We start from the raw sequence: 22959 nt of genomic DNA, 5'->3' as shown, positions 1-22959 counted from the left end.
ACCTCTGACGTCAGCGTGACCCCTCATCCGTCAGCCTTCGGCTGCCACCTTCTCCCGCAAGGGGAGAAGGACAGAGAAAAAGGCCCCGGCGTTTCCGCCGAGGCCCTTACTCAGGTCATTCGCGCTCAAGTAGCCCGAAGGGCGGTAGCACAAAAAGAAAGGCCTACGCCTCGTCGGCAGGCTTGTCGGCGGTGCCGGTGACCGGGACCACGGCGCCCTTGGCGGGGCGGACGGTCTGGCGTTCGGCGATACGGGCCGACTTACCGCGACGGTCGCGCAGGTAGTACAGCTTGGCGCGCCGGACGACGCCGCGACGCTTGACCTCGATCGACTCGATGTTCGGCGACAGGATCGGGAAGACGCGCTCGACGCCCTCGCCGAAGGAGATTTTGCGGACGGTGAAGTTCTCGTTCACGCCGCCGCCGGCGCGGGCGATGCAGACGCCTTCGAAGGCCTGAACGCGCTCGCGCTCGCCTTCCTTGATCTTGACGTTGACGCGAAGTGTGTCGCCGGGCTGGAAGACCGGGATCGCGCGCACGGCGATCAAACGGGCTTTTTCTTCCGCTTCGAGCGTCTGAAGGATGTTGGCCATGGTTCTATTCTCCTCGGGCTTTGGCGCCCTTTAGCTTTGATTTGGCGGAGGGTTCCGCAGGTCTATTCGCAAGATGAGCGTCCCAGAGATCCGGTCTGCGGTCCTGCGTCGTCTTTTCCCTTTGCTCCTGACGCCAGGCCGCCATCTTGCGATGGTCGCCGGACAACAGGATCTCCGGGATGTCGATCCCCTCGAACGTCCGCGGTCGCGTGTACTGCGGATGCTCCAGAAGACCGTCCTCGAAGCTTTCGGAACTCAGGCTTTCGGCCTGGCCCAGAACGCCGGGGATCAGTCGTACGCACGCCTCGATCACCACCATCGCCGCCGCCTCGCCACCGGCGAGAACCGCGTCTCCGACGGAGACCTCCTCGAACCCCCGGGCGTCGAGCACCCGCTGGTCCACCCCCTCGAACCGGCCGCAGAGAACGACAATGCCGTCCGCCTTGGCCCACTCTTTCACTCGCGCCTGCGTCAGGGGTCGACCGCGTGCGCTCATGTACAAAAGCGGCCGGGGCGACCCTGTCAGGCTGTCTAGAGCCCGGGCCACCACGTCCGCTTTAAGCACCTGTCCGGGGCCGCCACCCGCGGGGGTGTCGTCCAGGAAGCCGCGCTTATCTTCGGAAAAGTCGCGAATGTCCACCGTTTCCAGCGACCACAGCCCCTTCTCGCGCCAGGCGGTGCCGATCAACGACACGCCGAGTGCGCCCGGAAAGGCCTCGGGGAACATGGTCAGGACGGTGGCGGTAAAGGGCATTCTCGCGATCTAGCGCGCTCTGGCCCGCTCGTCTCCTCCCTGTCGCGCAGCGGCGGGGAGGCGGCTCGGAGGCGAAGCCGGAGAGACGGAGGGGTTCTGGCCGCACGAAGACCCCCTCCGTCAGCTTGCCAAGCGCTCGCCGACACCTCCCCATCCCTCCGGGACGGGGAGGAGACGATCACTGCGTCGGTCGCCCGCCTCCGGCCGCGATCCAGGCGTCCACCCGCTCCTCCAGGATGTCCAGCGGAACGCCGCCGCCGCCCAGGACCACCGCGTGGAAGTCGCGCACGTCGAAGCGGTCGCCCAGCGCGGTCTCAGCCCTCGCCCGCAGCTCCAGGATCTTCAGTTGACCAATCTTGTAGCTGGTCGCCTGGCCCGGATTGGTGATGTAGCGCTCGACCTCCTTGACGATGTCGCGCTCCGACACGAGCGTGTTCTGCTGGAAATATTCGATCGCCTGCTCGCGGGTCCAGCGCTTGGAATGCAGGCCGGTGTCCGTCACCAGACGCGCGGCGCGCCAGATCTCGAGCGAGAGCCGGCCGAAGTCCGAATAGGGGTCCTGATAGAAGCCCATCTCCTTGCCGAGCCGCTCGGTGTAGAGGCCCCAGCCTTCCGAATAGGCGCCGTAACCGCCGAAGCGACGGAAGCGCGGCAGGCCCTCGATCTCCTGGGCGAAGGCGATCTGGAAATGGTGGCCCGGCGCGCCCTCGTGGTAGCTGATGCCCTCGACCTGGGGCTTCAGCACCTGGGTCATGTCAGCCAGGTTGACGTAGTATATGCCCGGGCGCGACCCGTCCGGCGCCGGGCGGTTGTAGAAGGCGACCGAGGCCGTCTCCTGACGCCAGGCCTCGACCGCGCGGACCTCCAGCGGAGCCCGGGGCAGGGTGTGGAAGAAGCGCGGCGCCGCCTCCATCGCATCCGCCACCGCCGCCCGCGCATCGACCAGATAGGCTTCGCGGCCCGCCTCGGTGTTCGGATACTGGAAGCGCGGATCCGTCTTGATGTAGGCGAAGAACGCCTGAAGCGTGCCGTCGAAGCCGACCGCCGTCTTGATCGCCTCCATCTCGGTCTGGATGCGCGCGACCTCGGACAGGCCGATGTCGTGGATCTGGTCGGGCGTCAGGTCTGTGGTGGTCGAGTTCCGGACCCGCTCGGCATAGTAGGCGTCGCCGTCGGGCAGGCGCCAGACGCCTTCGTTGGACGTCGCCAGAGGCTGAACTTCCGCCAGGGTCGTCAGGATCTGCTCATAGCCGCGACGGAACGGACCGGTCAGGGCCTCGCGAGCCGCGGCCAGCAGGGTCGCCTTTTCCTCGGGCGAGGCGTCGAGCGCATCCACCTTCTTCTGGAAATCGGCCCAGACCGGGTTGTCGGCCGCGTCGTCGAACGGCGCGCCGGAGATCACGTTGCGGGTATCGGCGATGGTGATCGGGAAGACGAAGGTGGGCGAGACGAAGCCGGCCTGGGCACGGCGCGTCACGTCGGCGGAGATCTCGCCCATGACCCGCTCGACCTCCACCAGCCGGGCGACGTAGGCGCGGGCGTCCTCGGCGGTGTCGATCCGGTGGTTGTTGATCATGAAGACCGGGATGCCGGTCGCCGGATTGCCGTTGGCGGCGAAGATGTAGTCGTGGTCGCTGAACCGCGCGCCCGAGACCTGGCGCTCCACTCCGTTCTCGAACATCCGCCACGACAGCTGGCTCTGCGGGCTCAGGGCGTCGAAGTCGTGTTCGGCCTTCATCCGCGCCAACTGGGCTTCGGCCAGGGCGACGGAGCGGACCTCGGCGTCGGGGGTGTACTCGTCCAGCCGGTCGTAGGCTGTTTTCATGCCCAGAGAGGTCATCTGCTGGGGGCTCAGAGCGATGCGTTCGCCGTAGGCGGCCTCGAAGAAGGCGGCCAGCGAAGCGTCTGCTTCAGCCGTCGCAGCCGCCTGGGTCGTCACGCCGGCCGGCACCGGAGCGAGGGCCGCCGTTCCCAACCCCGCCGCGACAATCAGGCTGAAACTGGCGCAAGAAACGAGAAGACGACGCATAGGGAACTCCGTGAACTGTTCGTTCAGCGACCGTCCCCGATGCGTTGCCGGTATGCAAGGGCGACCAGCGTCGCGCCTCGATCAGGCCTTCGCCGCGATGCCCGTCTCGGCGAGCCATTCCAGGATCTTGCCCTTGGGCATGGCGCCGACCTTGAGCGAGGTCATCTGGCCGTCCTTGAACAGCATCAGGGTCGGGATGCCCTTCACGCCCAGTTTGGACGGTGTCAGCGGGCTGTCGTCGATATTGATCTTGGCGATGGTGACCTGGCCGCCGAGCTCGTCGGAGATCTGTTCCAGGGCCGGGCCGATCTGCTTGCAGGGGCCGCACCACTCCGCCCAGAAGTCCACCAGCACGGGGGTGGACGATTTCAGGACGTCGGTGTCGAAGCTCTCGTCGGTGACCTTGACCGTGGCCATATCAAATCTCTCTTCCTTGGGGGCTACCGGCCGTTCGGCCTACTTGAGCCCATGATGTTGGTCGAGATGTGGGGCGATTCTGGGGGAAATCAACGGAGGCCCACGCGGTCTGATCTACTCGGCGTAAATCATCTTGCGGGTCATGCCACCGTCTACCGTCAGGACCTGGCCGGTAACGAAGCCGGCCCCCGCCAGATAAAGGACGGCGCCCGCGATGTCGTCGGGGCGGCCAACGCGGCCGACCGGGTGCTGCGCGTGGTCGATGGGCCGGAGGTCCTGTTCGTCGGAAATCCAGCCCGGCGCGATGGCGTTGACCCGCACTTTCGGCCCGAGGGTGATCGCCATGGCATGGGTCAGGGCAACCATGGCGCCCTTGGAGGCGGCATAGGCCTCGGTGTTCGGCTCGGACATGAAGGCGCGCGTCGAGACCATGTGGATGATGGCGCCGTCGTCGCCCAGCAGGGGAATGGCCGCGCGGCTCATGAGGAAGGCGCCGGTCAGGTGGCTGTCGGTGACCTTGCGCCAGTCGGCCAGCGACAGCTCGGCCATCGGGCCGCGATCCGGCCCGGCGATGCCCGCATTGTTGATCAGAAGGTTCAGGGCGTCCCACCCCAGCTCGGCGAAAGCGGCCTGTACCGAAGCCTCGTCGCCGACGTCGCAGATCACGGACCGGGTGTTCTCCGGACCCGGCTTCAGATCGAAGGCGGCCACGGTCCAGCCGTCGGCGATCAGGGCCTGGCAGATTCCCCGCCCGATCAGGCCCGCGGCTCCGGTGACGATGGCTGTCTTCATGCGGACCTCAAGGGATGAGCGGTCGATCCGGTTCCGGCGACCCTCAGGCAAGGAAACGCTTCCAGACCCACAGCCCGAACATGATGACCGGAATGATCATCAGGATCTGATTGATGCGGATATCCCAACGCACGGTCGGCAGTTCGTGAGGAGGATAGCGAAGCGGCCATCGCTTGCTCTCGATGGCCTCGGCGAGCATGTCAGGCGTGATTGGGACTCGTACCACGCGCCTGTAGGGCGGCTTGAAGAACAGCCCGCCGAAGTTCGAGCCCTCTTCGCCGTGATGGAAATACCAGCGGTAGCCGTCGTCATCGACGCCAAAACGCGCGCCGAACGCGTCCATGAAATCCGAGGCGTCATCGCCAGCGATGCCGCAAACTTCGAATAGGTCCGCATTGCCGTTGGCGGGCAGTGGTCCGTGCCAGAAGTCCTCGAACCACTTTGCGAGTTGAAGACGCGCGTCGGTCACAGCAAGCCCGCCAGCGCCTCATCCATCAGCCCCTGCGGCACCGGCATCAGCTTCGGCCCATCGGTCCACACAAGCGCCGCCTCCACCGGGCGATCCGGATAAAGCCGGGCCAGCACCGCGACATAGGTCGCCATCTGGGCGACGTAGGCGGGGTCGGCGGCCTCGATGCGGTCGGGGGCGGGGCGGTTGGTCTTGTAGTCGACGACGAGGACCCGGTCGGGCGTCACCACCAGCCGGTCGATGCGGCCGTTGATGACGACGCCGGGGTGCAGCGTCTCGGCGCCGCCGGTCAGGGCGATCTCGGCGCGGGAGCCGGGACCGAAGACGGCGTTGAAGCGGGCGTCGTCGAGCACGCGGAAGGCGGCATCGATCATCTCGGCGCGCTGGGCGTCGGACAGGTCGCGCTCCTTCGCCAGCAGTCGGGCGGCGGCCCCGGTGCGGTCGGCGGCGCCGATCTCGGGCAGGCGTTCGAGCAGCAGGTGGATCAGGTCGCCGCGCCGGAAGCGGCCCAATGCGGCCCCCTCCCCGGTCGATGTGACGGCCAGAGGCGACGGGGCGGCGATGCGTTTGGCGCCCTCCATCTGCGACGGGGAGACGTAGCGCGCCGACGGATCGACCGGCGGCATCGTCCGCGCCCAGGCGGGAACAACGGCGCCCGGGAAGGGCACGACCCGCGAGGTCGCCATCGCGACCGGATCGACGCCATAGCGGCGGCGACTATGGCCGATGTCGCGGACCTGTCCGCCGAGGCGTTCGAAGGTCTCGGTCAGGACGGCCCACCAACTGCCGTCCTCATAGCCCTGTTTCGACCGACCCGAGCCGCGCCCCAGGATGACGATCCGGTCGCGGGCGCGCGTCAGGGCGACGTAGAGAAGCCGCAAGGTCTCGTCGTCGACGCGCTGCTGGCGGACGGCGCGGGCGTCGGCCGAGGCCTCGCAATCCTCCTTCTCCGAGCCCGGGCACATCAGCCAGGCCTCGGGGCCATCGGCCAGTTCGACCGGCATCAGGGTCGGTCCCTGGGCCTTCGCCCGCGCCGTGGTGTCGGGCAGGATCACCACCGGCGCCTCCAGCCCCTTGGCGCCGTGGACGGTCATGACGCGGACCTCCCCGCGCGCGCCCTCCAGCTCGCGCTTCACCTCGACGTCGGCGGCCTCCAGCATCGACAGGGCGGTCTCCAGATCGAGGCCGCCGCGCTGTTCGGCCGCCAGCACCTGGTTCAGCGTCTCGTCGATGGCCTCCTCCGCCTCGCGACCGAGGCGGGACAGGATGCGGGCGCGACCCGAGCGGCCGGTCTCGTCGACCCGGTTGAGCAGGGCGGCGAAGAAGGCGAAAGGATCGCGGCCGCGCTGGGAGAGGACGAAGGCCAGCAGGTCTCGGGCGCGGACCCATTCCGGCCGTTCCGGAGCGCGCCGTTGCAGGACAGGCCACAGCCGCCCCCTGCGGTGCTCGGCGCCCGCGAGGTCGAACAGACTGTCCTCGTCCAGGTCGCAGAAGGGGCTGCGCAGGATGCCGGCGAGGCTGAGGTCGTCGTCGGGAAAGAGGGCGAACCGGGCCACGGCGATCAGGTCGTCGAAGGCGATGTGCGATGACAGCTTCAGCCGGTCGGCGCCGGCCACGGGCACGCCCGCCGCCTTCAGGGCGCGGATGATCTCCTCGAAGGTCGCGTCGCGGCGGCGGACGAGAATCAGGAAGTCTCCGTAGCCGGAGGGACGCAGGGCGCGGGTCTTGCGGTCCTGAACGGCCACGCCGGTCTCGACCTGGCGTCTGATTTCGCGGGCGAGGTCGGCGGCCATCCGTTTGCGGGCGCCCTGGACCGGCTCCTGATCGACGGGGTCGTCCCAGGCGTCGCGCTCGGGCGGCTTCTCGTCCTCATATATGGGCCAGAGGTCGATACAGCCCTGGTCGTCGGCGCGCATGGCCTTGTGGGCGGGGATGGCGCCGACCTGTTCGCCGACGAGGGCGCGGGTGCGTTCGGGGCCTTCGAACACGGCGTCGACGAAGCCCAGCACCTCCGGCGTCGAGCGGAAGGAGGTCGCGAGTTCGACGCCCGTGTAGGCGAAGCCGGCGCCGCGAACGAGCGTCTCATACGACTGGGCCTCGCGATTCAGCCGCTCCGGCCGGGCGCCCTGGAAGGAGTAGATCGACTGTTTCTCGTCGCCGACGGCGAAGACGGTGCGCTCGACCTTGCCGGCCCCGAAACGACGCGATCCGGCGCCGGAGAAGAAGCCCTCGGTCAGGGCGCGGATGATGTCCCACTGTTCCGGGGCGGTGTCCTGGGCCTCGTCGATCAGGACGTGTTCGACCCCGCCGTCGAGCTTGTAGAGGACCCAGGCGGCATTGGCGCGGACGGTCAGCAGCTCGACCGTGCGGGCGACGAGGTCGCCGAAATCGAGGGCGCCGCGACGGGCCTTGGCCTGGTCATAGAGGGCGCCGTGGGCCTGGGCCAGGGTCAGGACGTGGACGGTGTCCTCGGCGACGCGGGCCTTGCGGACCTGGCCGAGCGTGGCGACCACCTTGTCCTGCAGGGCCGTCAACCAGTCGCGGGCGCGGGCGGGCGCCGATTTGGTCGCCATCGACTTTCGCGGCGCGCCCGAGGTCAGGAAGACCGAGGCCACCTCGGGGAAGGTCCAGTCGGCGGCGTACATGCGGTCGGCGCAGCCCTGGTCCGTGACCGAGCCGGTGGACATCAGTTCGGCGATCTCCAGCCAGTCACCCCGGTCGAGGAAGCGCATGAAGTCGGACTGGATCAACGCCACGTCGCTGTCGGGATCAGCGCCGACGAGGGCGTAGGGGCTGATCGTGGGGTCGGCGGCGATGCGGGCGACATAGTCGATCAGCCGGGCGCGGTCCTGTTCAATGCGGGCCAGCAGGCTCTCGAAACTGGCCCAGTCGAGCTCGACGGCGAAATGGGCATAGGCGCGGCCGATGCGGCCGTCGGCGTCGGAAAGCGCGGCGCGGGCCAGGTCCTCTCGGGCGCCGTGGGACAGGGCGATGGCGGCCTGATCCTCCAGCACGGTGAAGCCGGGGGTGACCCCGGCTTCGAGCGGGAAACGGCGCAGCAGCTTTTCGCAGAAGGCGTGCAGGGTCTGGATCTTCAGCCCGCCGGGGGTGTCGAGCGCCTTGGCGAAGAGGTTGCGCGCCTTGGAAAGTTCGTCGGGTGACAGCGTGGCCCTGATCTGACCGCCAAGGTCGGCGAGCGAGTCTTCCAGCTCTTCATCACCCATGACCGCCCAGTCGCCGAGGCGCTGGAACAGCCGCGCCTGCATCTCGGCGGCGGCGGCCTTGGTGTAGGTGACGCACAGGATCTCGCCGGGCTGGACCTCCTCCAGCAGCAGCCGGGCCACGCGGTCGACAAGGGTCGAGGTCTTGCCCGAGCCGGCGTTGGCGGTGACGAAGACCGACTGGCGCGGGTTCGCCGCCGCGATCTGGGCGGGGTCGGGCAGGATGCGGATGGAGCTGTCAGGGCCGCTCATTCAGCGTCTCCGTCAGCGCCGGCGACCGCCCATTCCCAGACGCGGGCGAGGTGATCGTAGTTGCCGCCGAAATTGCCCATGAACTGGGGCGCGACCCAGCTGAGATAGGGGGTGGTCTGGTCGTCAAAGCGGGCGACGCGGGCCTTCAGTCCGGCCAGAGCCGCCATCGACAGGTCGGAGGCCTCGGCGCCCTGGGCGCGCACCGCCGCTTCTCCGGGGACCTTCCTGCCGACGACGCGGACATAGGTCAGCTCCTCGGGCCCGACGGGGCCGGAGGTCTTGAGGCCGGCCTCGGCCAGGATGGCGCCGGTCAGGGTCAGCTGGGGGGCGAAGCCGGACTTGACCTGTTTGGCCGAGGGTGCGGCCCCGGTCTTGAAGTCGAGGATGGCCGCGCCGGTCGAGGACAGTTCGATCCGGTCCGCCTTGGCCGTCAGGGTAAACGGACCGGCGGGGGCGTCGAAGGTCATCTGCACCTCCTCCTCGACGCGGATCTCGATGCCGCGCGCGCGGCGGCGCATCTCGAACCCGGCCAGCCAGCGGGCGCAGTTGCGGGCCAGAGGACCCTCGCGCGCCATGGCGGCGTCCTCGAAGCCGTGGTGGGTCAGCTCCTCGTGCAGCAGGGTTGCGATCTCGGCCTCGCAGTCGTCTGGCAGTACGGCGGGCCAGCTGAGCGTCAGCCGCTCGACCGCCTTGTGGACGGCCTGGCCGCGCGCCAGGGCCTCGGCGGACTGACCCGGCCGGTCGAGCTGACGCAGGTTCAGGACGTAGCGGGCATAGACGGCGTAGGGATCCCGCACCCAGCGTTCAACGCCGGTGACGGGGAGCTGACGCGGGCGGCGGTCGACGGGGGGTTTGGGCGCGGGGCGTTTCGCCAGCCCGCCCTGACCGGCCACCGGCGCGTCGAGGGCGCGGGCGGCGGAGAGGGCTTCGGAGGGGCGGTCGATCTCCACCCCGGCGCCGCGTGTGAGCATGTCCAGCCGCCACAGCCAGCGGGAGCGGACGGCGGGCTGGCCGCCGCGGCGTTCGGAATGGACGAGGATGGCCTCCGGGGCGCAGGCGGCCTGGACGAAATCCTGGGCCGTCTGGCCGACGCGACGCTCGGGCGGGGGCAGGCCGAGGGTCTTCCTCATCGGCCGCGACAGGAAGGGATCGATCGGCGCGCCCTGGGGCCAGACACCCTCCTCCAGCCCGGCCAGGATCATCCGGTCGGCCCTGACCAGACGCGCCTCGATGGCGCCGAGGATGCGAAGGGAAGGATGGGTCGCGCCGCCGGTGCGGACCGTGACGTCGTGCAGCAAGGAGGCGACCAGTTCGGCGAAGTCGTTGGCGCTGACGGCGCCGAGCGACGCGCCGCCCTCGATCAGTTGCGACAGCAGGGAGGCCGCCGCCTCTCCGTCCGGCCCGGCCCAGACGTCGACGCCGGCGAGGGCCTCGACGAGGGCGGTGAGGTTGCGGGCGGCCTGGTCGAGCGAAGCCGCACGACCGAGGGCGGCGGCAGCGGCGAGGGCCTGAAGCCGGCCGGCGAGCGCGGTCGCCTCCGCGACGCGGACGAGAGTCGTTTCGGAGGGCGGCTGACCGTCGCGGCGGGGTTCGGCGGCCTGGGTCAGGCGGGTCTCGATCCGGGTCCAGTCGCGGGTGCGGGGGCCGCGGAAGGCGACCTTCTCCAGCTCGGCGGCGGCGTGGGGCGTTGCCTCGGGCAGGATCGTCAGGGCGTGCTTGATCAGGGCCAGCACGGTCTGGGGCTTCAGCGGATCGGCCATGAAGCGGGCGGCCAGATCGACGAGAACGCCGACGGGCATCTGGTCCAGCGTCGCGCCGGAGGAACTGTCGGCGACGACGCCCCAGCGCTCCAGCCGGGCGGCGACGCGACGGCCCAGGGCGAGATCCGGAGTGACGAGGGCGCAGGTCCGGGCCTTCCCGTCGGGATCGGGGGTCTCGAGCGTCTCGCGCATGATCAGGGCGATGGTCGCGGCGGCGTCCTCCTCGGTGCGGGTCGCGACGACGGACAGGCCTTCGAGGCCGAGGGCGATGGGGTCGGCGGCCTGCCCGGCATCGGCAGCGTCGGCGCGCAGCCGGGCGATCTCGGCGCGCCAGTCGGCGGTGGCCTCGGCGGGACGCAGGGCCTCGTTGATCAGTCGCTGGCGGGCGAGGCCTCGCGCCTCGACGGCGGGCACGACCGGGCGGAGGAACCAGGGACGGACGTCGGCGCGGTCGGCGCCGGCGCGTTCGAGGAACCGTTTCAGCGCGCTCTGCGGATGCTGTTCCTCAATGGCGTCCCAGGCGGCTTCGCTGAGGTCACGGTCGAGGCCGGGGAGGACGACGCAGCCCTGCGGTGCCCTGGCGACGGCGATCAGGACGTCGGCGGCGGCCTTGACCGTGCCGGTCGAACCGGCGGCGATCACCGGTCCTTGCGGCGGATGGCTGTCCCAGCGCTCGGCCAGGAGGCGCAGCAGTTTCGTCCGCCGCCACGAGGCGTCGACGCGGCCGAGTTCGGCCAGGCGCTGCGGCCAGGCCTCGACGGCGAGACCGAGGAACTGCGCGGACTGACGCCAGTGCTCGGCGAAGTCCTCCTCGACGAGGGTGGCGATGCGCTCGGGCGCCTCGACCTCCTCGATGTGGCAGGAATCGAGGAAGGCGCCGAGGCTGTCAGCCAGTTCCAGCGCGCGCATCGGCGACAGCGCAGCATCGTGATGCTCGACCATCAGCCGCGCCATCTCGAACCGGCGCGTCAGGGGGGCGATGGCGGGCGGCAGGTCGAGACCCAGTTCGCCGGGGGTGAACGGCGGCTCGTCCTCCTCCAGGTCGCCGAGCGGGCGGACCTGAGGCAGGAGGACGGGGCGGTCGCCGCTCAGGGTCGAAAGGGCGCTGGTGAAGGCCCGCGCCGCCCGGCGATTGGGCAGGAGGATGGTGGCGTCGGACAGGGTCTCCGGCGCCTGGTTGCCCAGCCAGTCGAGCACGCCCGCCGCCAGGTCTTCGAGAAAGGGTCGGTGGGCGGGGATGGCGAACCAGCGCGGGTCCGCCTTGCCGCCGTCTCCCGGGAAGGGATCAAAGGCTGCCGTCACTCCGCGAGCCTGGCCTCGGCCTCGTCGCGCGCCTGAGGGTCGCCGACGTGCATCCAGTCGCCGTCGAGGACGCAGCCGTAGAGCCGGCCGGCTGCCGCCGAGGCGCGCCACAGGGGGCTCAGCGAGAACGGTCCGTCCGGTCCGCCGTCGGCATAGTCCGGTCGGGTGATGTGGACGCCCATATAGGCGAAAGGCGCGGTTGCCGCCTCGCCCCGGAAGGTCAGGCGGCCGTCGTCAGCGAGGAAGAAATCGCCGTCGCCCTCGAAGCCGATCGCGCCCTCGCGGGTGGCAAGCAGGAGACAGGCGTCCATCTTTACCGGGTCCCACAGACGGACCAGTGCGTCGACCCAGGGGGCGGCGCCGCGATCGGTCCAGACGCTGTCTATGTTGGCCACGAAGACGGGATCGTCACCGAGCAGGGGATGGGCCTTCTTCAGACCGCCGCCGGTCTCGAGCAGCTCGGTGCGCTCGTCGGAAATGACGATCCCGGGGCCGCGTCCGCGCGCGGCCAGATGCGCCTCCAGCCGGTCGGCAAACCAGTGGACATTGACCACCGCCGTTTCGACGCCCGCGTCGGCCAGCCGGTCCAGGACGTGGTCTATCAGGGCCCGGCCGCCGACCTCGACGAGGGCCTTGGGCCGGTCATCGGTCAGGGGCCGCATGCGCGTGCCGAGGCCGGCGGCGAGGACCATGGCTGTCTTCGGAGTCGTCATGCGCGCAGCTCCGCAGGGACGTATCTGTCGAACCACCTGGCGACGCCTTCGAGGCCAGGCTGGGTCAGGTTGGCGTTCAGGTGGGCCCACATGCGCGGCATGAAGGCCGCGTAGCGCGGCTTGCCGTCGCGCACGATCAGCCGTGCGAAGATGCCGAGGATGCGGGCCTCGTTCAGGGCCGCAAGCCCGGCGTAGGCGCGCAGGAAGCCGGGGCGGTCGGCGACCTCGGCCATCTCGAAATACCGCTCCAGAGCCTCGGCCTCGAGGGACGGCGACACATCGCGGCGGGCGTCCTGCAACAGGGAATGCAGGTCCCACGACGGGTGGGCCCGCACCGCGTCCTGGAAGTCGATCATGCCGACGCGGGCCGGGCCTTCGCGCTCGGGCAACCAGATCAGGTTCTCGGCGTGATAGTCGCGGTGGGCCAGCACCGAGGCCCCGGCCTCCCCCTCGGCGACGATGGGCGCCCAGGCGGCGTGCCAGTCCGCGATGGCGGCGTCGTCGAAGCGTAGTTCTGTCTTCAGCTTGGGCGCCCATTCGACGAACAGATCGGCCCCGCCCTGCAGCGCGGTCTGGTCGTAGACCTGCAGCGGCCATGCACCCGCCGCGCCGGTCAGGATCGGCGGCGTCGGCGCAGCATGCAGTTCGGCCAGGGCGTCGACGGCGGCGAGGTAGAGGGGCGTCTCGTCCTGACCGGCCTCGATCACGCGGGCGAACAGGTCGTCGCCGAAATCCTCGAGTACGGCGAGACCCGCAGCGGCGTCGAGCGCGACGATGGCCGGGGCCGACAGCCCGACCGAACGCAGGTGGGAGGCGACCGCGGCGAAGGCCTCGATCCGGCCGGCGGACAGGCGGGCGATGGCGTTCCAGCCCTCGGCCTTGCGACGCTCGGGCGACCAGGAGGGATCGGCCGGCGGGCTCTCTGCCGCCGCGACCTGATCCATCAGCATCAGGCCAGGTCCGTTAGCGGGGGTCAGCCGCTCATAACGGCGCGTCGAGGCGTCGCCGGGCAGGGGCGCCCGGCGCGCGTCGGCGAGGCCGACCCCGGTCAGGAAGGCGACCCGCTGGGTTTCTCTATCGGTCAGGTCAGACATTCAGGTTCTTTGACAGGCTTTCGACGACGTCATTGATCTTCTCTGCCCACGCCCCTGCGCCTGAAACGGTCGCATGCCGTCCCTCGCCGCGTTCTTCCAGGGTGATGGCCAGGCGGTCGGGCCCCAGGGCGCGAGCAGGATTGTCGCCCAGTCGTTCGGGCCATTCGATCAGGGCAGCGCCGACGTCGAGCGCCTCGTCGAGGCCGATCTCGAACGCCTCTTCGGGGCGGGTCAGGCGGTAGAGGTCGAAATGGGCGACGGGCGGGTCGGTCTCGTAGAACTGGACCAGGGTGAAGGTCGGCGAAGGCACGTCCTCGTCCTCGCCGGCCAGCGCCCGGATCAGGCCCCGGGCCAGGGTCGATTTGCCCATGCCGAGCGGGCCGTAGAGCAGGACGGCCTCGCCGGGCTCGAGACGCGGTGCCACAGCGCGCCCGAGCGCCGTGGTCGCCTCCGCATCGGCCAGATCGATCCCGACCATCAGGCGAAGTCCGCGTCGGGCTGGCCGGGCAGAACCCGCTCAACGAAGGCCTTCAGCGCATAGGTCGCACGGGGCGCGTCGATATCGAGACGGGTCGGCGGGATCGGCTTGCCGACGCTGAGGCGGAAGGGCTTCTTCCGCTTGTTCAGCAGCTCGTGGAACAGGGTGATGTCCCGCAGCTCCGGCGACACCCGATTGAACAGGTGGAACAGGGTCGAATAGGGGCCGCTGACATGGATCGGAATGATCGGTGCGTTGTATTTCCGCGCCAGTGACGTCGCGGTCGATGCCCACTCCGGGTCGGTCAGCTGTCCTTCTTTTCCCACGCGGGAAATCCGTCCTGCAGGGAACATGACCACGCAGCGTTCCGCCTCGAAGGCGGCCTTGGCGGCGTCCAGGGTGACGCGGGTCTTCGCCCGCGTGCGTTTGTCGACCACCCATTCGACCGGGATAAGGACCTCGTCCAGCCGGGGCGAGACGCGGACGGCGTCTGCGTTCGCGAAGTAGATCGCGTCGGATCGGCGGCGTTTGATGGCATCGTAGACGGCGATTCCGTCGGCGATCCCGGTCGGATGGTTGCAGACAACGATGCAGCGGCCGGTGGCCGGCAGCCGATCGAGGTTCAAGCACGACACCTTCAGGTCCAGCAGGTTCGACACATGGTCCAGCGCCGCCTGTCCCGACAGGGGCGTGATGGCGTCGGCCATGTCCCGCGCCTGGCCGTAGCCGAGGATCGAGTAAAACACCGGGCGAACCACTGGCCAGAAGATCGACCCCGTCAGCTGCGGCGCCCGCTCGGCGATCAGGACGTCGACGACGTGATCCGACCGTTGCGCGGGGACGGCGGCAGGCTCGGTCATGGCGGGCGGCGAAGCGATCATCCGCGCCCCTTGTCGCCTCTGGCAGGAACACAGGCAAGCGTGTCCGCCCTTCCCGTGCACCCCGGCCAAGGCCTGGGTCCAGATCGAGGACACGAGGGATTGGGCTTGCGAGGGCGACTTGACCAGAGTCCTGCCTTTTCCATCTGGACCCCGGCCTTCGCCGGGGTGCACGGTGGGGAAATACCGAGGGGCTCCCATGAAGTTCAGCATTTCCACCGCCGTGCTAGCGGTCGCATTGTCGACCGCGCCGATGACAGCCTCGGCCCAGCAGGCGTCGCCTCCCGGCGCCGCCGTGGCTGCCTTGCCCGGCGGTCTGTCGATGCGGGCCCTGGCCATGATGGACCGGGTCTCGGACCCGCGCCTGTCTCCGGACGGGCGACGCGTGCTCTATTCCGTCCGTTCGACCGACTGGGACGGCAACAGGGGCGTCAGCGCCCTGTGGGTCGCGGACGTCAGCGGCGGGGAGCCGCGCAAGCTGGCCGTCTCGACCGGCGGCGCCTCGACCGGGCGGTGGGCAGTCGATGGTCAGGCGATCTATTTCCTGTCGGCGCGCGGCGGATCGAACCAGGTCTGGCGCGCGGACGTCGAGGGCAATGCGGCGGTGCAGGTCACGACCTATCCGGTCGATATCATCGCCTTCAAGGTCTCGCCGGATGGACGGAATCTGATCCTGTCACTGCCGATCTTCATCGATTGCGACACCCTCCAGTGCACGAAGGACCGGATCGACGCGGACAATCGCTCGCCCTCGACCGTCACCGGCTATGACCGGATGCCGCTGCGTCAGTTCGATCACTGGAACGATGGACGACGCCAACATCTGTTCGTCCAGCCCCTGAACGGCTCGGGCCTCGCCGAAGGGACGCCGCGCGACCTGATGGCCGGGATCGACGCCGACACCCCGTCACAGCCTCAGGGCGACGAAGGCGAGTTCGCCATTTCGCCGGACGGCCGCAACGTCGTCTATTCGACCCAATCGACCCCATCGGTCGAAGCCTTCACCAACGACACCAACCTGTACAGTGTCTCCGTCGCGGGCGGCGCCACCGAAATCCTGAGCGGCGTCAACGAGGCGCCGGATTTCGCCCCCGCCTTCTCTCCCGACGGCCGCCGTCTGGCGTGGCTGGCCGGTCGGCGCGAGAATGTCGGCGGAGACCAGGCCCGAGTGATGCTGGCGGAGGCCGACGGCTCGAACCCGAGGGTTCTGGTCGAGGACTGGGACAGGGGTCCCGGCTCCCTGTCCTGGAGTTCGGACGGCCGCAGCCTGCTGACCACCGCGTCCGATGACGGCCAGAACCGGCTGTTCCGCATCGACGCCCGCTCGGGCGAGATCACGCCTCTGACCGGACGGGGCGCGATCTCCGGCGTGGAGAGCCGCGCCGGCGTCCTCGTCTACGCCCGCGACGGCTTCGACGCCCCGACCCAGATCATGACCGGCGTCGGCGACGACGCCCGCACCCTGACCACCCATAACGTCGAGGCGATGGCCGCCCTGGACCTGCCGGAGGGCGAGGCCTTCACCTTCGCCGGCTGGAACGGCGAGGACGTGAGCGGCTGGGTGTTCAAACCCGTCGGCTATGTCGAGGGCCGGACCTATCCGGCCGTCTATCTCATCCACGGCGGGCCCAAGTCACCCTGGACCGAGAGCTGGTCGTATCGCTGGAACCCGCAGATCTACACCTCGGCCGGATATGCCGTGGTCATGGTCAATTTCCACGGTTCGCCCGGCTACGGCCAGGCGTTCACCGACGCCATCAACGACCACTGGGGCGATCGGCCGCTGGAGGATCTGCAGAAAGGTTGGGCCGCCGCGCTGTCCGCCAACAGCTTCATCGACGGCGACCGGGCCTGCGCGCTCGGCGCCTCCTACGGCGGCTATATGGTCAATCTGATCGCCGGGAAGTGGAACGGGCCGTGGCGCTGCCTGGTCAACCATGCGGGCGTCTTCGATGTGCCCCAGCTGATGAACGCCATGGATCTGGGCAACTTCATCTGGGAGTTCGGCGGACCGTCGTGGGAGCGGATGGACCTGTACCGCGAGTTCTCGCCGGGTGATTTCGCGGGCGACTGGACCAAGCCCATGCTGGTTCTGCACGGCTCGCGCGATTTCCGGGTGCCGATCGACCAGGGCCTGGCGACCTTCTCGGCCCTGCAGCGTCAGGGCATCCCAAGCCGGTTCGTCCAGATTCCCGACGAGAACCACTGGGTGCTGAAGCCGCGCAACTACGTCGATTGGCAGAGGGAAATTCTCGACTGGACCGCGCGCTGGACGGCGCCGACGCCGTAATCTGAGGACCGCTTCCTCCCGACTTCCCCCGGTGCTACGCCAGCGCCAACGAAGTCCCAGGAGCCGTCCGATGCGTCACCGTTCCCTGCTTTCCGCCTGCGCCGCACTGGCGATGCTGACCGCCCTGCCCGCCCTCGCCGAGGCGCCCGCCGCGCCGACGGCTCAGGCGGCCGAGCGCGCCTTCACCTATACCGACATGCTGAACGCCAACCGGCTGTCGGACCCGCGTGTGTCGCCTGACGGCCGGCACGTCGTCTACAATGTGCGCGCCACGGACATGGAGGCCTACCGCGGCGTCTCCAGCCTGATGATCCAGAACCTCGACGGCGAGAGCGAGCCGCGTCGCCTGGCCATCTCCGACGACGGCGCCAACACCGCCCGCTGGGGTTCGGACGGCGGCCTGTACTTCCTCTCGGGCCGTTCGGGGTCCAGCCAGGTCTGGAAGACGGACTCGACCGGCGCTACGGCGACCCAGGTCACCGACCTGCCGCTGGACGTCAACGCCTATCGCCTCAGCCCCGACGCCTCGAAGGTCGTGGTGTCCCTGGCCGTCTATCCGACCTGCGACGACCTCGCCTGCTCGGTCGCGCGCGGCACGGAAGCCGCCGCCCGCAAGTCGACGGGTCAGGTCTATGACCGGATGTTCGTGCGCCACTGGGACACCTGGGCCGACGGCACCCAGAACCACCTGTTCGTGGTCAACGCCGACGGCTCAGGCGATCCGGTCTGGGTCACCCACGGCTTCGACGGCGACACCCCTTCCAAGCCCTTCGGTGACGAAGGGGAGTTCACCTTCACGCCCCAGGGCGACGCCGTCGTCTTCTCGGCCCGCGTCGCCGGCCAGACCGAGCCGTGGAGCACCAATTTCGACCTGTTCAGGACCAACGGCCTGACGGGCGAAGGCTTCACCAACCTGACCGACGGCAACGACGCCTGGGACACCGGCCCGGTCTTCTCGCCGGACGGCCGCACCCTGGCCTATCGCGCCATGGCCCGCCCCGGCTTCGAGGCCGACCGCTGGCAGGTCACCCTGATGGACGTGGCCACGGGAGCCAAACGCCAGGTCGCCGCCAACTGGGACCGTTCGGCAGACAGCCTGCAATGGTCCGCCGACGGCCGCACCCTTTATGTCGTCGCCGGTGATGTCGGCCAGACCCGGCTGTTCTCCATCGATGTCGCCAATGGCGCCGTCGTCCCGATCACGGGCCCCGGCCACGTCTCGGCGGTCGAGTTGACCCCGTCCGGCTTCGTCTTCGCCCAGGACAGCCTGACCTCGCCGTCGGAGCTCTACGTGAAGACCTTCCGCGGCCGCGAGATGCCGCGCCAGATCACCGACGTGAACCCGGAACTCGACAACCGCCTGTTCGGAGAGGCCGAGCAGTTCTCGTTCGAGGGCTGGAACGACGAGACGGTCCACGGTTACGTCATCAAGCCCGCCGGCTATGTCGAGGGTCGCAAATACCCCGTCGCCTTCCTGATTCATGGCGGGCCGCAAGGCTCATTCGGCAACTCCTGGTCATACCGCTGGAACCCGGAAAGCTACGCCGGCGCCGGCTATGCGGTAGTGATGATCGATTTCCACGGCTCCACCGGCTACGGCCAGGGCTTCACCGACTCGATCTCCGAGCATTGGGGCGACCGTCCGCTGGAAGACCTGCAGAAGGGCTGGGCGGCGGCGCAGGAGCGCTACTCGTTCCTGGACGGCGACAACGCCTGCGCGCTCGGCGCCTCCTATGGCGGCTATATGATCAACTGGATTGCCGGGCGCTGGTCGGACGATTTCAAATGCCTGGTCAATCACGACGGTGTCTTCGACGTGCGCGGCATGGGCTACGCGTCCGAGGAGTTGTGGTTCACCGAGTGGGAATACGGCAGCACCGTCTACGACAACCCCGAGGGTTATGAGCGCTTCAACCCGGTGAATCACGTGTCGGAATGGAAGACCCCGATGCTGGTGGTCCAGGGCGACCGCGACTACCGCATCCCGACCGCGCAGGGCCTGTCGACCTTCACCGCCCTGCAGCGTCGTGGCATCGAGAGCCGCCTGATCGTCTTCCCGGACGAGAACCACTGGGTGCTGAAGCCGCAGAACAGCCTGCAATGGCACAACGAGGTGTTCCGCTGGCTGGACCAGCACCTCCAGCCCCAGGACTGAGCAGGTGACCGCACCCTCCACCGAAACGCCCGACGGCCAGCTCGTCGGGCGGGTGATCGCCATGCCCGCCGACACCAACCCCGAAGGCGACATCTTCGGCGGCTGGCTACTGGCGCAGATGGACCTGGCCGGCTCGACGCCCGCCTTCGACCTGGCCCAGGGGCGCTGCGCCACCATCGCGGTCGACGCCATGGTGTTTCACCAGCCGGTCTCGGTCGGCGATGAGGTGTCGCTCTACGCCACGGTCCTGAAGACGGGCCGCACCTCGATCCGCGTCCGCGTCGAGGCATGGAAACGGCCGCGCTCGACCCACGCAGTCTCCCGCGTGACGGAGGGCGTCTTCACCTATGTCGCCATCGACGAGGACCGGAAGCCGAGACCCCTCCCGGGCCAAACTTGACCCTCCCGGCCCTCGCGCCTACCTGACGCCCATGGCCATTCGACGTATCCTGACCATCGACAACGCGCCCGACCTGGCGATCCTCAAGCAGGTGTCAAAGCCCGTGGAGATCGTCGACGACGCCCTGCGCGCCCTTATGGATGACATGCTGGAGACCATGTACGACGCCCCGGGCATCGGCCTGGCCGCCGTGCAGATCGGCGAGCTGAAGCGTGTCGTGGTCATGGATCTGGGCGACGGCCCCCTGCCTGAAGGTGCCGAGGAGCCGGCCGAAGGCGAAGAAAGCCGCGTTCCCAATCCGCGCGCCTTCGTCAATCCGGAGATCCTCTGGGCCTCGGACGAGACCTATTGCTACGAAGAGGGCTGCCTCTCGATCCCCGAGTATTTCGACGAGGTCGAACGCCCCGCCCGCGTCCGGGTCACCCATCTGGATCGCGACGGAAACCGCATCGAGGAAGAGATCGAGGGCCTGTACGCCGTCTGCTACCAGCACGAACTCGACCACCTGAACGGCGTCCTGTTCATCGACCACCTGTCGCGTCTGCGCCGCGACCGCGCCATGTCCAAGGTCAAGAAGACCATGCGCCTGAGAGAGGACGCCTGATGTCCCGCCGCAAGTCCTACGTCATCGATCCCACCGGCCGCCGTCGCCTGACCCGATCCGAAAAGATCGGCATCGGCTCCGTCGCCACCCTGATCGGCGTCGCCGCGCTCGGCATCATCGCCGGCGTCCTGCTGGACCGTCTGCTGGTGTTCGACGACGCGCTCGACGCCGGCGGCGAATGGGACGAGGGCGGCGGCGTCTCCACCCGCTGGCAGTAAGCGTTTCGACAGAAATCGCTTTCGTGGTATGATCCAGACATGGCTCAACCTGAACCTGAATATGTCCCTCTGCTTCTGCGACCCGATCTGATCGAAGAGGTCAACCGGATGGCGGCGCACGTTCGTTCGCCTGAGGGCCAGGCGGAAATCGCTGCATGGGTGAAGGCTTGCCGAGAAAGCCCGGAAGAACGTCATCTGATGGAGGATTGGCAGTCGATCGCTGACACGTCGGGTTGGGAATGGGACGGGGAACTTTAGTCGTCGCGGTTTTCCCGCGCGATTTCGGCAAGCCGCGACCGGCTCTGATCGTGCAGGCCAATGCCTTTGATCAACTTCAAAGCATCACTCTGTTGCCGCTCACGAGCGACCTGAGTCGAGACGCGACGTTCCGGGTGACTGTGCTTCCATCCGATTCGAATGGGTTGAAGCAGCGATGCCAAGTCATGGTCGACAAGGCGCAGACCGTCTATGCCGACAAGATCGGCCGCCGCATCGGGCATTTGGATAAGCGCACGCTCGATCAAGTCGATACCGCGCTCGCCCTGTTCCTCGGCCTGGCCTGACGCTAAAGCCCCTGTCATGCGCCTCGCCTTCATGGGTACCCCCGACTTCGCTGTGCCGTCCCTGGCCGAGCTCATCGCCTCGGGCCACGAGATCGTGGCCGTCTTTTCCCAGCCGCCCCGACCCAAGGGGCGCGGTCAGAAACTGACGCCGTCGCCGGTCCACGCCTTCGCCGAGGCCATGGGGCTGCCGGTCTTCACGCCGGAGTCGATGAAGGCCCCCGAAGCCATCGAGACCTTCGTCAGCCTCGACCTCGATGCGGCCTGCGTCGTCGCCTACGGCCAGATCCTGAAGCCCGCCGTGCTGGAGGCTCCCCGTCTCGGCTGTTTCAACCTGCATGGGTCCCTGCTGCCTCGCTGGCGTGGCGCCGCCCCGATCCAGCGCGCCATCATGGCCGGAGACCGCGAGACCGGCGTCCAGATCATGCGGATGTCCGAGGGGCTCGACGAGGGCGCGATCCTGCTCAGCGAGATCCTGCCGATCCAGCCGGACGACACGGCCGCCAGCCTGGCTGAACGCATGTCGATGGTCGGCGCCACCCTGTGGACCCGGGCCCTCGCCGCCATCGAACGCGGCGGCGTCACCGAGACCCCGCAGACCGGCGAACCGACCTACGCGAAGAAAATCACCCCCGCAGAGGCCCGTATCGACTGGACCCGTCCGGCCGCAGAGATCGACTGCCACATCCGCGGCCTGTCCCCCTTCCCCGGCGCCTGGTTCGAAGCCTCTGGCCCTGACGGCCCCGTGCGCGTGAAGGCGTTGCTGTCCTGTCTGTCCAGCGAGGGCGCCGGCGAACCCGGCGAACTGCTCGAGGGCGGCCTGGTAATTGCCTGCGGAGACGGAGCCGTCCGGCTGCTCCGCGTCCAGCGCGAGGGCAAGGCGCAGTCGTCGCCCGCCGACTTCCTCAACGGCTTCGCCCTGCCGCTCGGGACGATCCTGGGCTGATGCCGCGCTATCGGCTGGACATCGAATACGACGGCGGCCCCTACAACGGCTTCCAGGCCCAGGACGGCCTGCCCACGGTTCAGGGCGCGATCGAGACGGCCATCCACGCCTTCTGCGGCGAGACGGTGCGCATCGCCGCCGCCGGCCGCACCGACAGCGGGGTCCACGCCACCGGCCAGGTCGCCCATGTCGACCTCGACAAGCACTGGCCCGCCGCCACGGTGATGAACGCCCTGAACGCCCATCTGAGCAGGGAGGGCGTCGCCGTCCTCGATTGCCTGGCCGTACCCGACGACTGGCATGCCCGCTTCTCGGCCACGGGCCGCAAATACCTGTACCGCATCCTCAACCGCCCCGGCCGCCCGGCGCTGGAGCGCGGCCGGGTCTGGCACGTCCGCAAACCGCTCGATGCCGGGGCCATGCAGGCCGGCGCCAACCATCTGGTCGGCCACCACGACTTCACCACCTTCCGCGACCTGGCCTGCCAGTCGAGGTCGCCGGAGAAGACGCTCGATGTGGCGACGGTCCGACGCGTGGGCGCGGAGGTGCATCTGGTTTTCGAGGCCCGCTCCTTCCTGCACCGTCAGGTCCGCTCCATGGCTGGCACCCTGGTTGAAGCCGGCCTCGGACGCTGGACGCCCGACGACGTGAAAGCGGCGCTTGAGGCCAGCGATCGCACCGCCTGTGGACCGGTCGCGCCGTCGGATGGGCTCTATCTGACCGGCGTCAGCTACGGTTCTTGACAAGGTTTGCCATCGGGCAGACGCTAACGTAATGGCCACGATGAACATATCCCTCCCCGACCAGATGAAGGCTTGGGTCGAGGCCCAGTCCTCAGATGGCCGCTATGCCAACTCCAGCGACTACGTCCGCGACCTGATCCGCAAGGAGCAGGTGAAGGCGGAGAAGATCGCCAGCATGCAGCGACTGGTCGATGAAGCCTATGCGTCCGGCGTTAGTGAAAAGAACTTCGACGAGATCATCACGGAGGCGCGCGCGGAAGCCGGGAGCCGCGCAGGTTCGCGGGCGGCCTGA

At 68.8% G+C, this 22959-nt stretch carries 22 protein-coding genes; 10 read left to right on the top strand and 12 right to left on the bottom strand.

Annotated elements, in window-relative coordinates:
• Positions 1-163 precede the first annotated feature (163 nt).
• The 12 genes from rplS to ACP7AZ_RS03750 all read right to left on the bottom strand — a co-directional run bounded on the left by rplS (position 164) and on the right by ACP7AZ_RS03750 (position 14754).
• Positions 164-592, bottom strand: a complete 429-nt coding sequence (rplS, locus tag ACP7AZ_RS03805) for a 50S ribosomal protein L19 (protein WP_303696550.1) — start codon at positions 590-592, stop codon at positions 164-166.
• 4 nt (positions 593-596) lie between these two features.
• Complete coding sequence (gene trmD / locus ACP7AZ_RS03800) at positions 597-1346, bottom strand: tRNA (guanosine(37)-N1)-methyltransferase TrmD (RefSeq protein ID WP_426036219.1); 750 nt, start codon at positions 1344-1346, stop codon at positions 597-599.
• A gap of 178 nt (positions 1347-1524) precedes the next feature.
• Positions 1525-3375, bottom strand: coding sequence for a DUF885 domain-containing protein (locus ACP7AZ_RS03795; protein ID WP_426036217.1), 1851 nt, complete (start codon positions 3373-3375; stop codon positions 1525-1527).
• 81 nt (positions 3376-3456) lie between these two features.
• On the bottom strand, positions 3457-3792 hold the full coding sequence (trxA, locus tag ACP7AZ_RS03790) for a thioredoxin (RefSeq protein ID WP_426036215.1): 336 nt from the start codon (positions 3790-3792) through the stop codon (positions 3457-3459).
• A gap of 114 nt (positions 3793-3906) precedes the next feature.
• Positions 3907-4584, bottom strand: coding sequence for an SDR family oxidoreductase (locus ACP7AZ_RS03785; RefSeq protein WP_426036213.1), 678 nt, complete (start codon positions 4582-4584; stop codon positions 3907-3909).
• A gap of 43 nt (positions 4585-4627) precedes the next feature.
• Positions 4628-5053: a hypothetical protein gene (locus tag ACP7AZ_RS03780; protein ID WP_426036211.1), complete on the bottom strand. Its 426-nt coding sequence runs from the start codon at positions 5051-5053 to the stop codon at positions 4628-4630.
• Complete coding sequence (gene addA / locus ACP7AZ_RS03775) at positions 5050-8526, bottom strand: double-strand break repair helicase AddA (protein ID WP_426036209.1); 3477 nt, start codon at positions 8524-8526, stop codon at positions 5050-5052. The genes ACP7AZ_RS03780 and addA overlap by 4 nt, the downstream gene beginning before the upstream one ends.
• A complete protein-coding gene (gene addB / locus ACP7AZ_RS03770; RefSeq protein ID WP_426036207.1) occupies positions 8523-11588 on the bottom strand; it encodes a double-strand break repair protein AddB in 3066 nt (1021 codons plus the stop codon). The genes addA and addB overlap by 4 nt, the downstream gene beginning before the upstream one ends.
• Positions 11585-12301, bottom strand: a complete 717-nt coding sequence (gene murU / locus ACP7AZ_RS03765) for an N-acetylmuramate alpha-1-phosphate uridylyltransferase MurU (RefSeq protein WP_426036205.1) — start codon at positions 12299-12301, stop codon at positions 11585-11587. The genes addB and murU overlap by 4 nt, the downstream gene beginning before the upstream one ends.
• Positions 12298-13395 carry an N-acetylmuramate/N-acetylglucosamine kinase AmgK gene (gene amgK / locus ACP7AZ_RS03760; protein WP_426036203.1) on the bottom strand — a complete coding sequence of 366 codons (1098 nt, stop codon included), beginning with the start codon at positions 13393-13395 and terminating at the stop codon, positions 12298-12300. Before amgK ends, murU begins: the two co-directional genes overlap by 4 nt.
• Positions 13388-13873, bottom strand: a complete 486-nt coding sequence (tsaE, locus tag ACP7AZ_RS03755; RefSeq protein ID WP_426036201.1) for a tRNA (adenosine(37)-N6)-threonylcarbamoyltransferase complex ATPase subunit type 1 TsaE — start codon at positions 13871-13873, stop codon at positions 13388-13390. The genes amgK and tsaE overlap by 8 nt, the downstream gene beginning before the upstream one ends.
• Positions 13873-14754 carry a GNAT family N-acetyltransferase gene (locus ACP7AZ_RS03750; protein ID WP_426036199.1) on the bottom strand — a complete coding sequence of 294 codons (882 nt, stop codon included), beginning with the start codon at positions 14752-14754 and terminating at the stop codon, positions 13873-13875. Before ACP7AZ_RS03750 ends, tsaE begins: the two co-directional genes overlap by 1 nt.
• Positions 14755-14950: 196 nt before the next feature.
• On the opposite strand from ACP7AZ_RS03750, the gene ACP7AZ_RS03745 reads away from it, so the two are divergent.
• The 10 genes from ACP7AZ_RS03745 to ACP7AZ_RS03700 all read left to right on the top strand — a co-directional run bounded on the left by ACP7AZ_RS03745 (position 14951) and on the right by ACP7AZ_RS03700 (position 22959).
• On the top strand, positions 14951-17041 hold the full coding sequence (locus tag ACP7AZ_RS03745) for a prolyl oligopeptidase family serine peptidase (RefSeq protein ID WP_426036197.1): 2091 nt from the start codon (positions 14951-14953) through the stop codon (positions 17039-17041).
• Between the two features lie 70 nt (positions 17042-17111).
• Positions 17112-19196 (top strand): prolyl oligopeptidase family serine peptidase, encoded by a 2085-nt coding sequence (locus tag ACP7AZ_RS03740; RefSeq protein ID WP_426036195.1) that lies wholly within the window; start codon positions 17112-17114, stop codon positions 19194-19196.
• 61 nt (positions 19197-19257) lie between these two features.
• Complete coding sequence (locus ACP7AZ_RS03735; protein ID WP_426036898.1) at positions 19258-19596, top strand: acyl-CoA thioesterase; 339 nt, start codon at positions 19258-19260, stop codon at positions 19594-19596.
• A 31-nt stretch (positions 19597-19627) separates the two neighbouring features.
• Positions 19628-20200 (top strand): peptide deformylase, encoded by a 573-nt coding sequence (gene def / locus ACP7AZ_RS03730; protein ID WP_426036193.1) that lies wholly within the window; start codon positions 19628-19630, stop codon positions 20198-20200.
• Positions 20200-20418, top strand: coding sequence for a hypothetical protein (locus tag ACP7AZ_RS03725; protein ID WP_425991762.1), 219 nt, complete (start codon positions 20200-20202; stop codon positions 20416-20418). Before def ends, ACP7AZ_RS03725 begins: the two co-directional genes overlap by 1 nt.
• 39 nt (positions 20419-20457) lie before the next feature.
• A complete protein-coding gene (locus ACP7AZ_RS03720; protein ID WP_426036191.1) occupies positions 20458-20676 on the top strand; it encodes a hypothetical protein in 219 nt (72 codons plus the stop codon).
• Positions 20658-20981, top strand: a complete 324-nt coding sequence (locus ACP7AZ_RS03715; protein ID WP_426036189.1) for a type II toxin-antitoxin system PemK/MazF family toxin — start codon at positions 20658-20660, stop codon at positions 20979-20981. The genes ACP7AZ_RS03720 and ACP7AZ_RS03715 overlap by 19 nt, the downstream gene beginning before the upstream one ends.
• A gap of 16 nt (positions 20982-20997) precedes the next feature.
• Positions 20998-21924 carry a methionyl-tRNA formyltransferase gene (gene fmt / locus ACP7AZ_RS03710; RefSeq protein WP_426036187.1) on the top strand — a complete coding sequence of 309 codons (927 nt, stop codon included), beginning with the start codon at positions 20998-21000 and terminating at the stop codon, positions 21922-21924.
• Entirely contained in the window at positions 21924-22667 is a 744-nt protein-coding gene (gene truA, locus ACP7AZ_RS03705) for a tRNA pseudouridine(38-40) synthase TruA (protein ID WP_426036185.1), read from the top strand. The genes fmt and truA overlap by 1 nt, the downstream gene beginning before the upstream one ends.
• 31 nt (positions 22668-22698) lie before the next feature.
• Positions 22699-22959 carry a type II toxin-antitoxin system ParD family antitoxin gene (locus ACP7AZ_RS03700; protein ID WP_426036183.1) on the top strand — a complete coding sequence of 87 codons (261 nt, stop codon included), beginning with the start codon at positions 22699-22701 and terminating at the stop codon, positions 22957-22959.

This window comes from Brevundimonas sp. DC300-4, assembly GCF_049897365.1.
In the GTDB taxonomy this organism is placed as follows: domain Bacteria; phylum Pseudomonadota; class Alphaproteobacteria; order Caulobacterales; family Caulobacteraceae; genus Brevundimonas.
The sequence above is the reverse complement of the archived record's forward strand: the minus strand, read 5'-3'. Positions and strand labels throughout refer to the sequence as shown.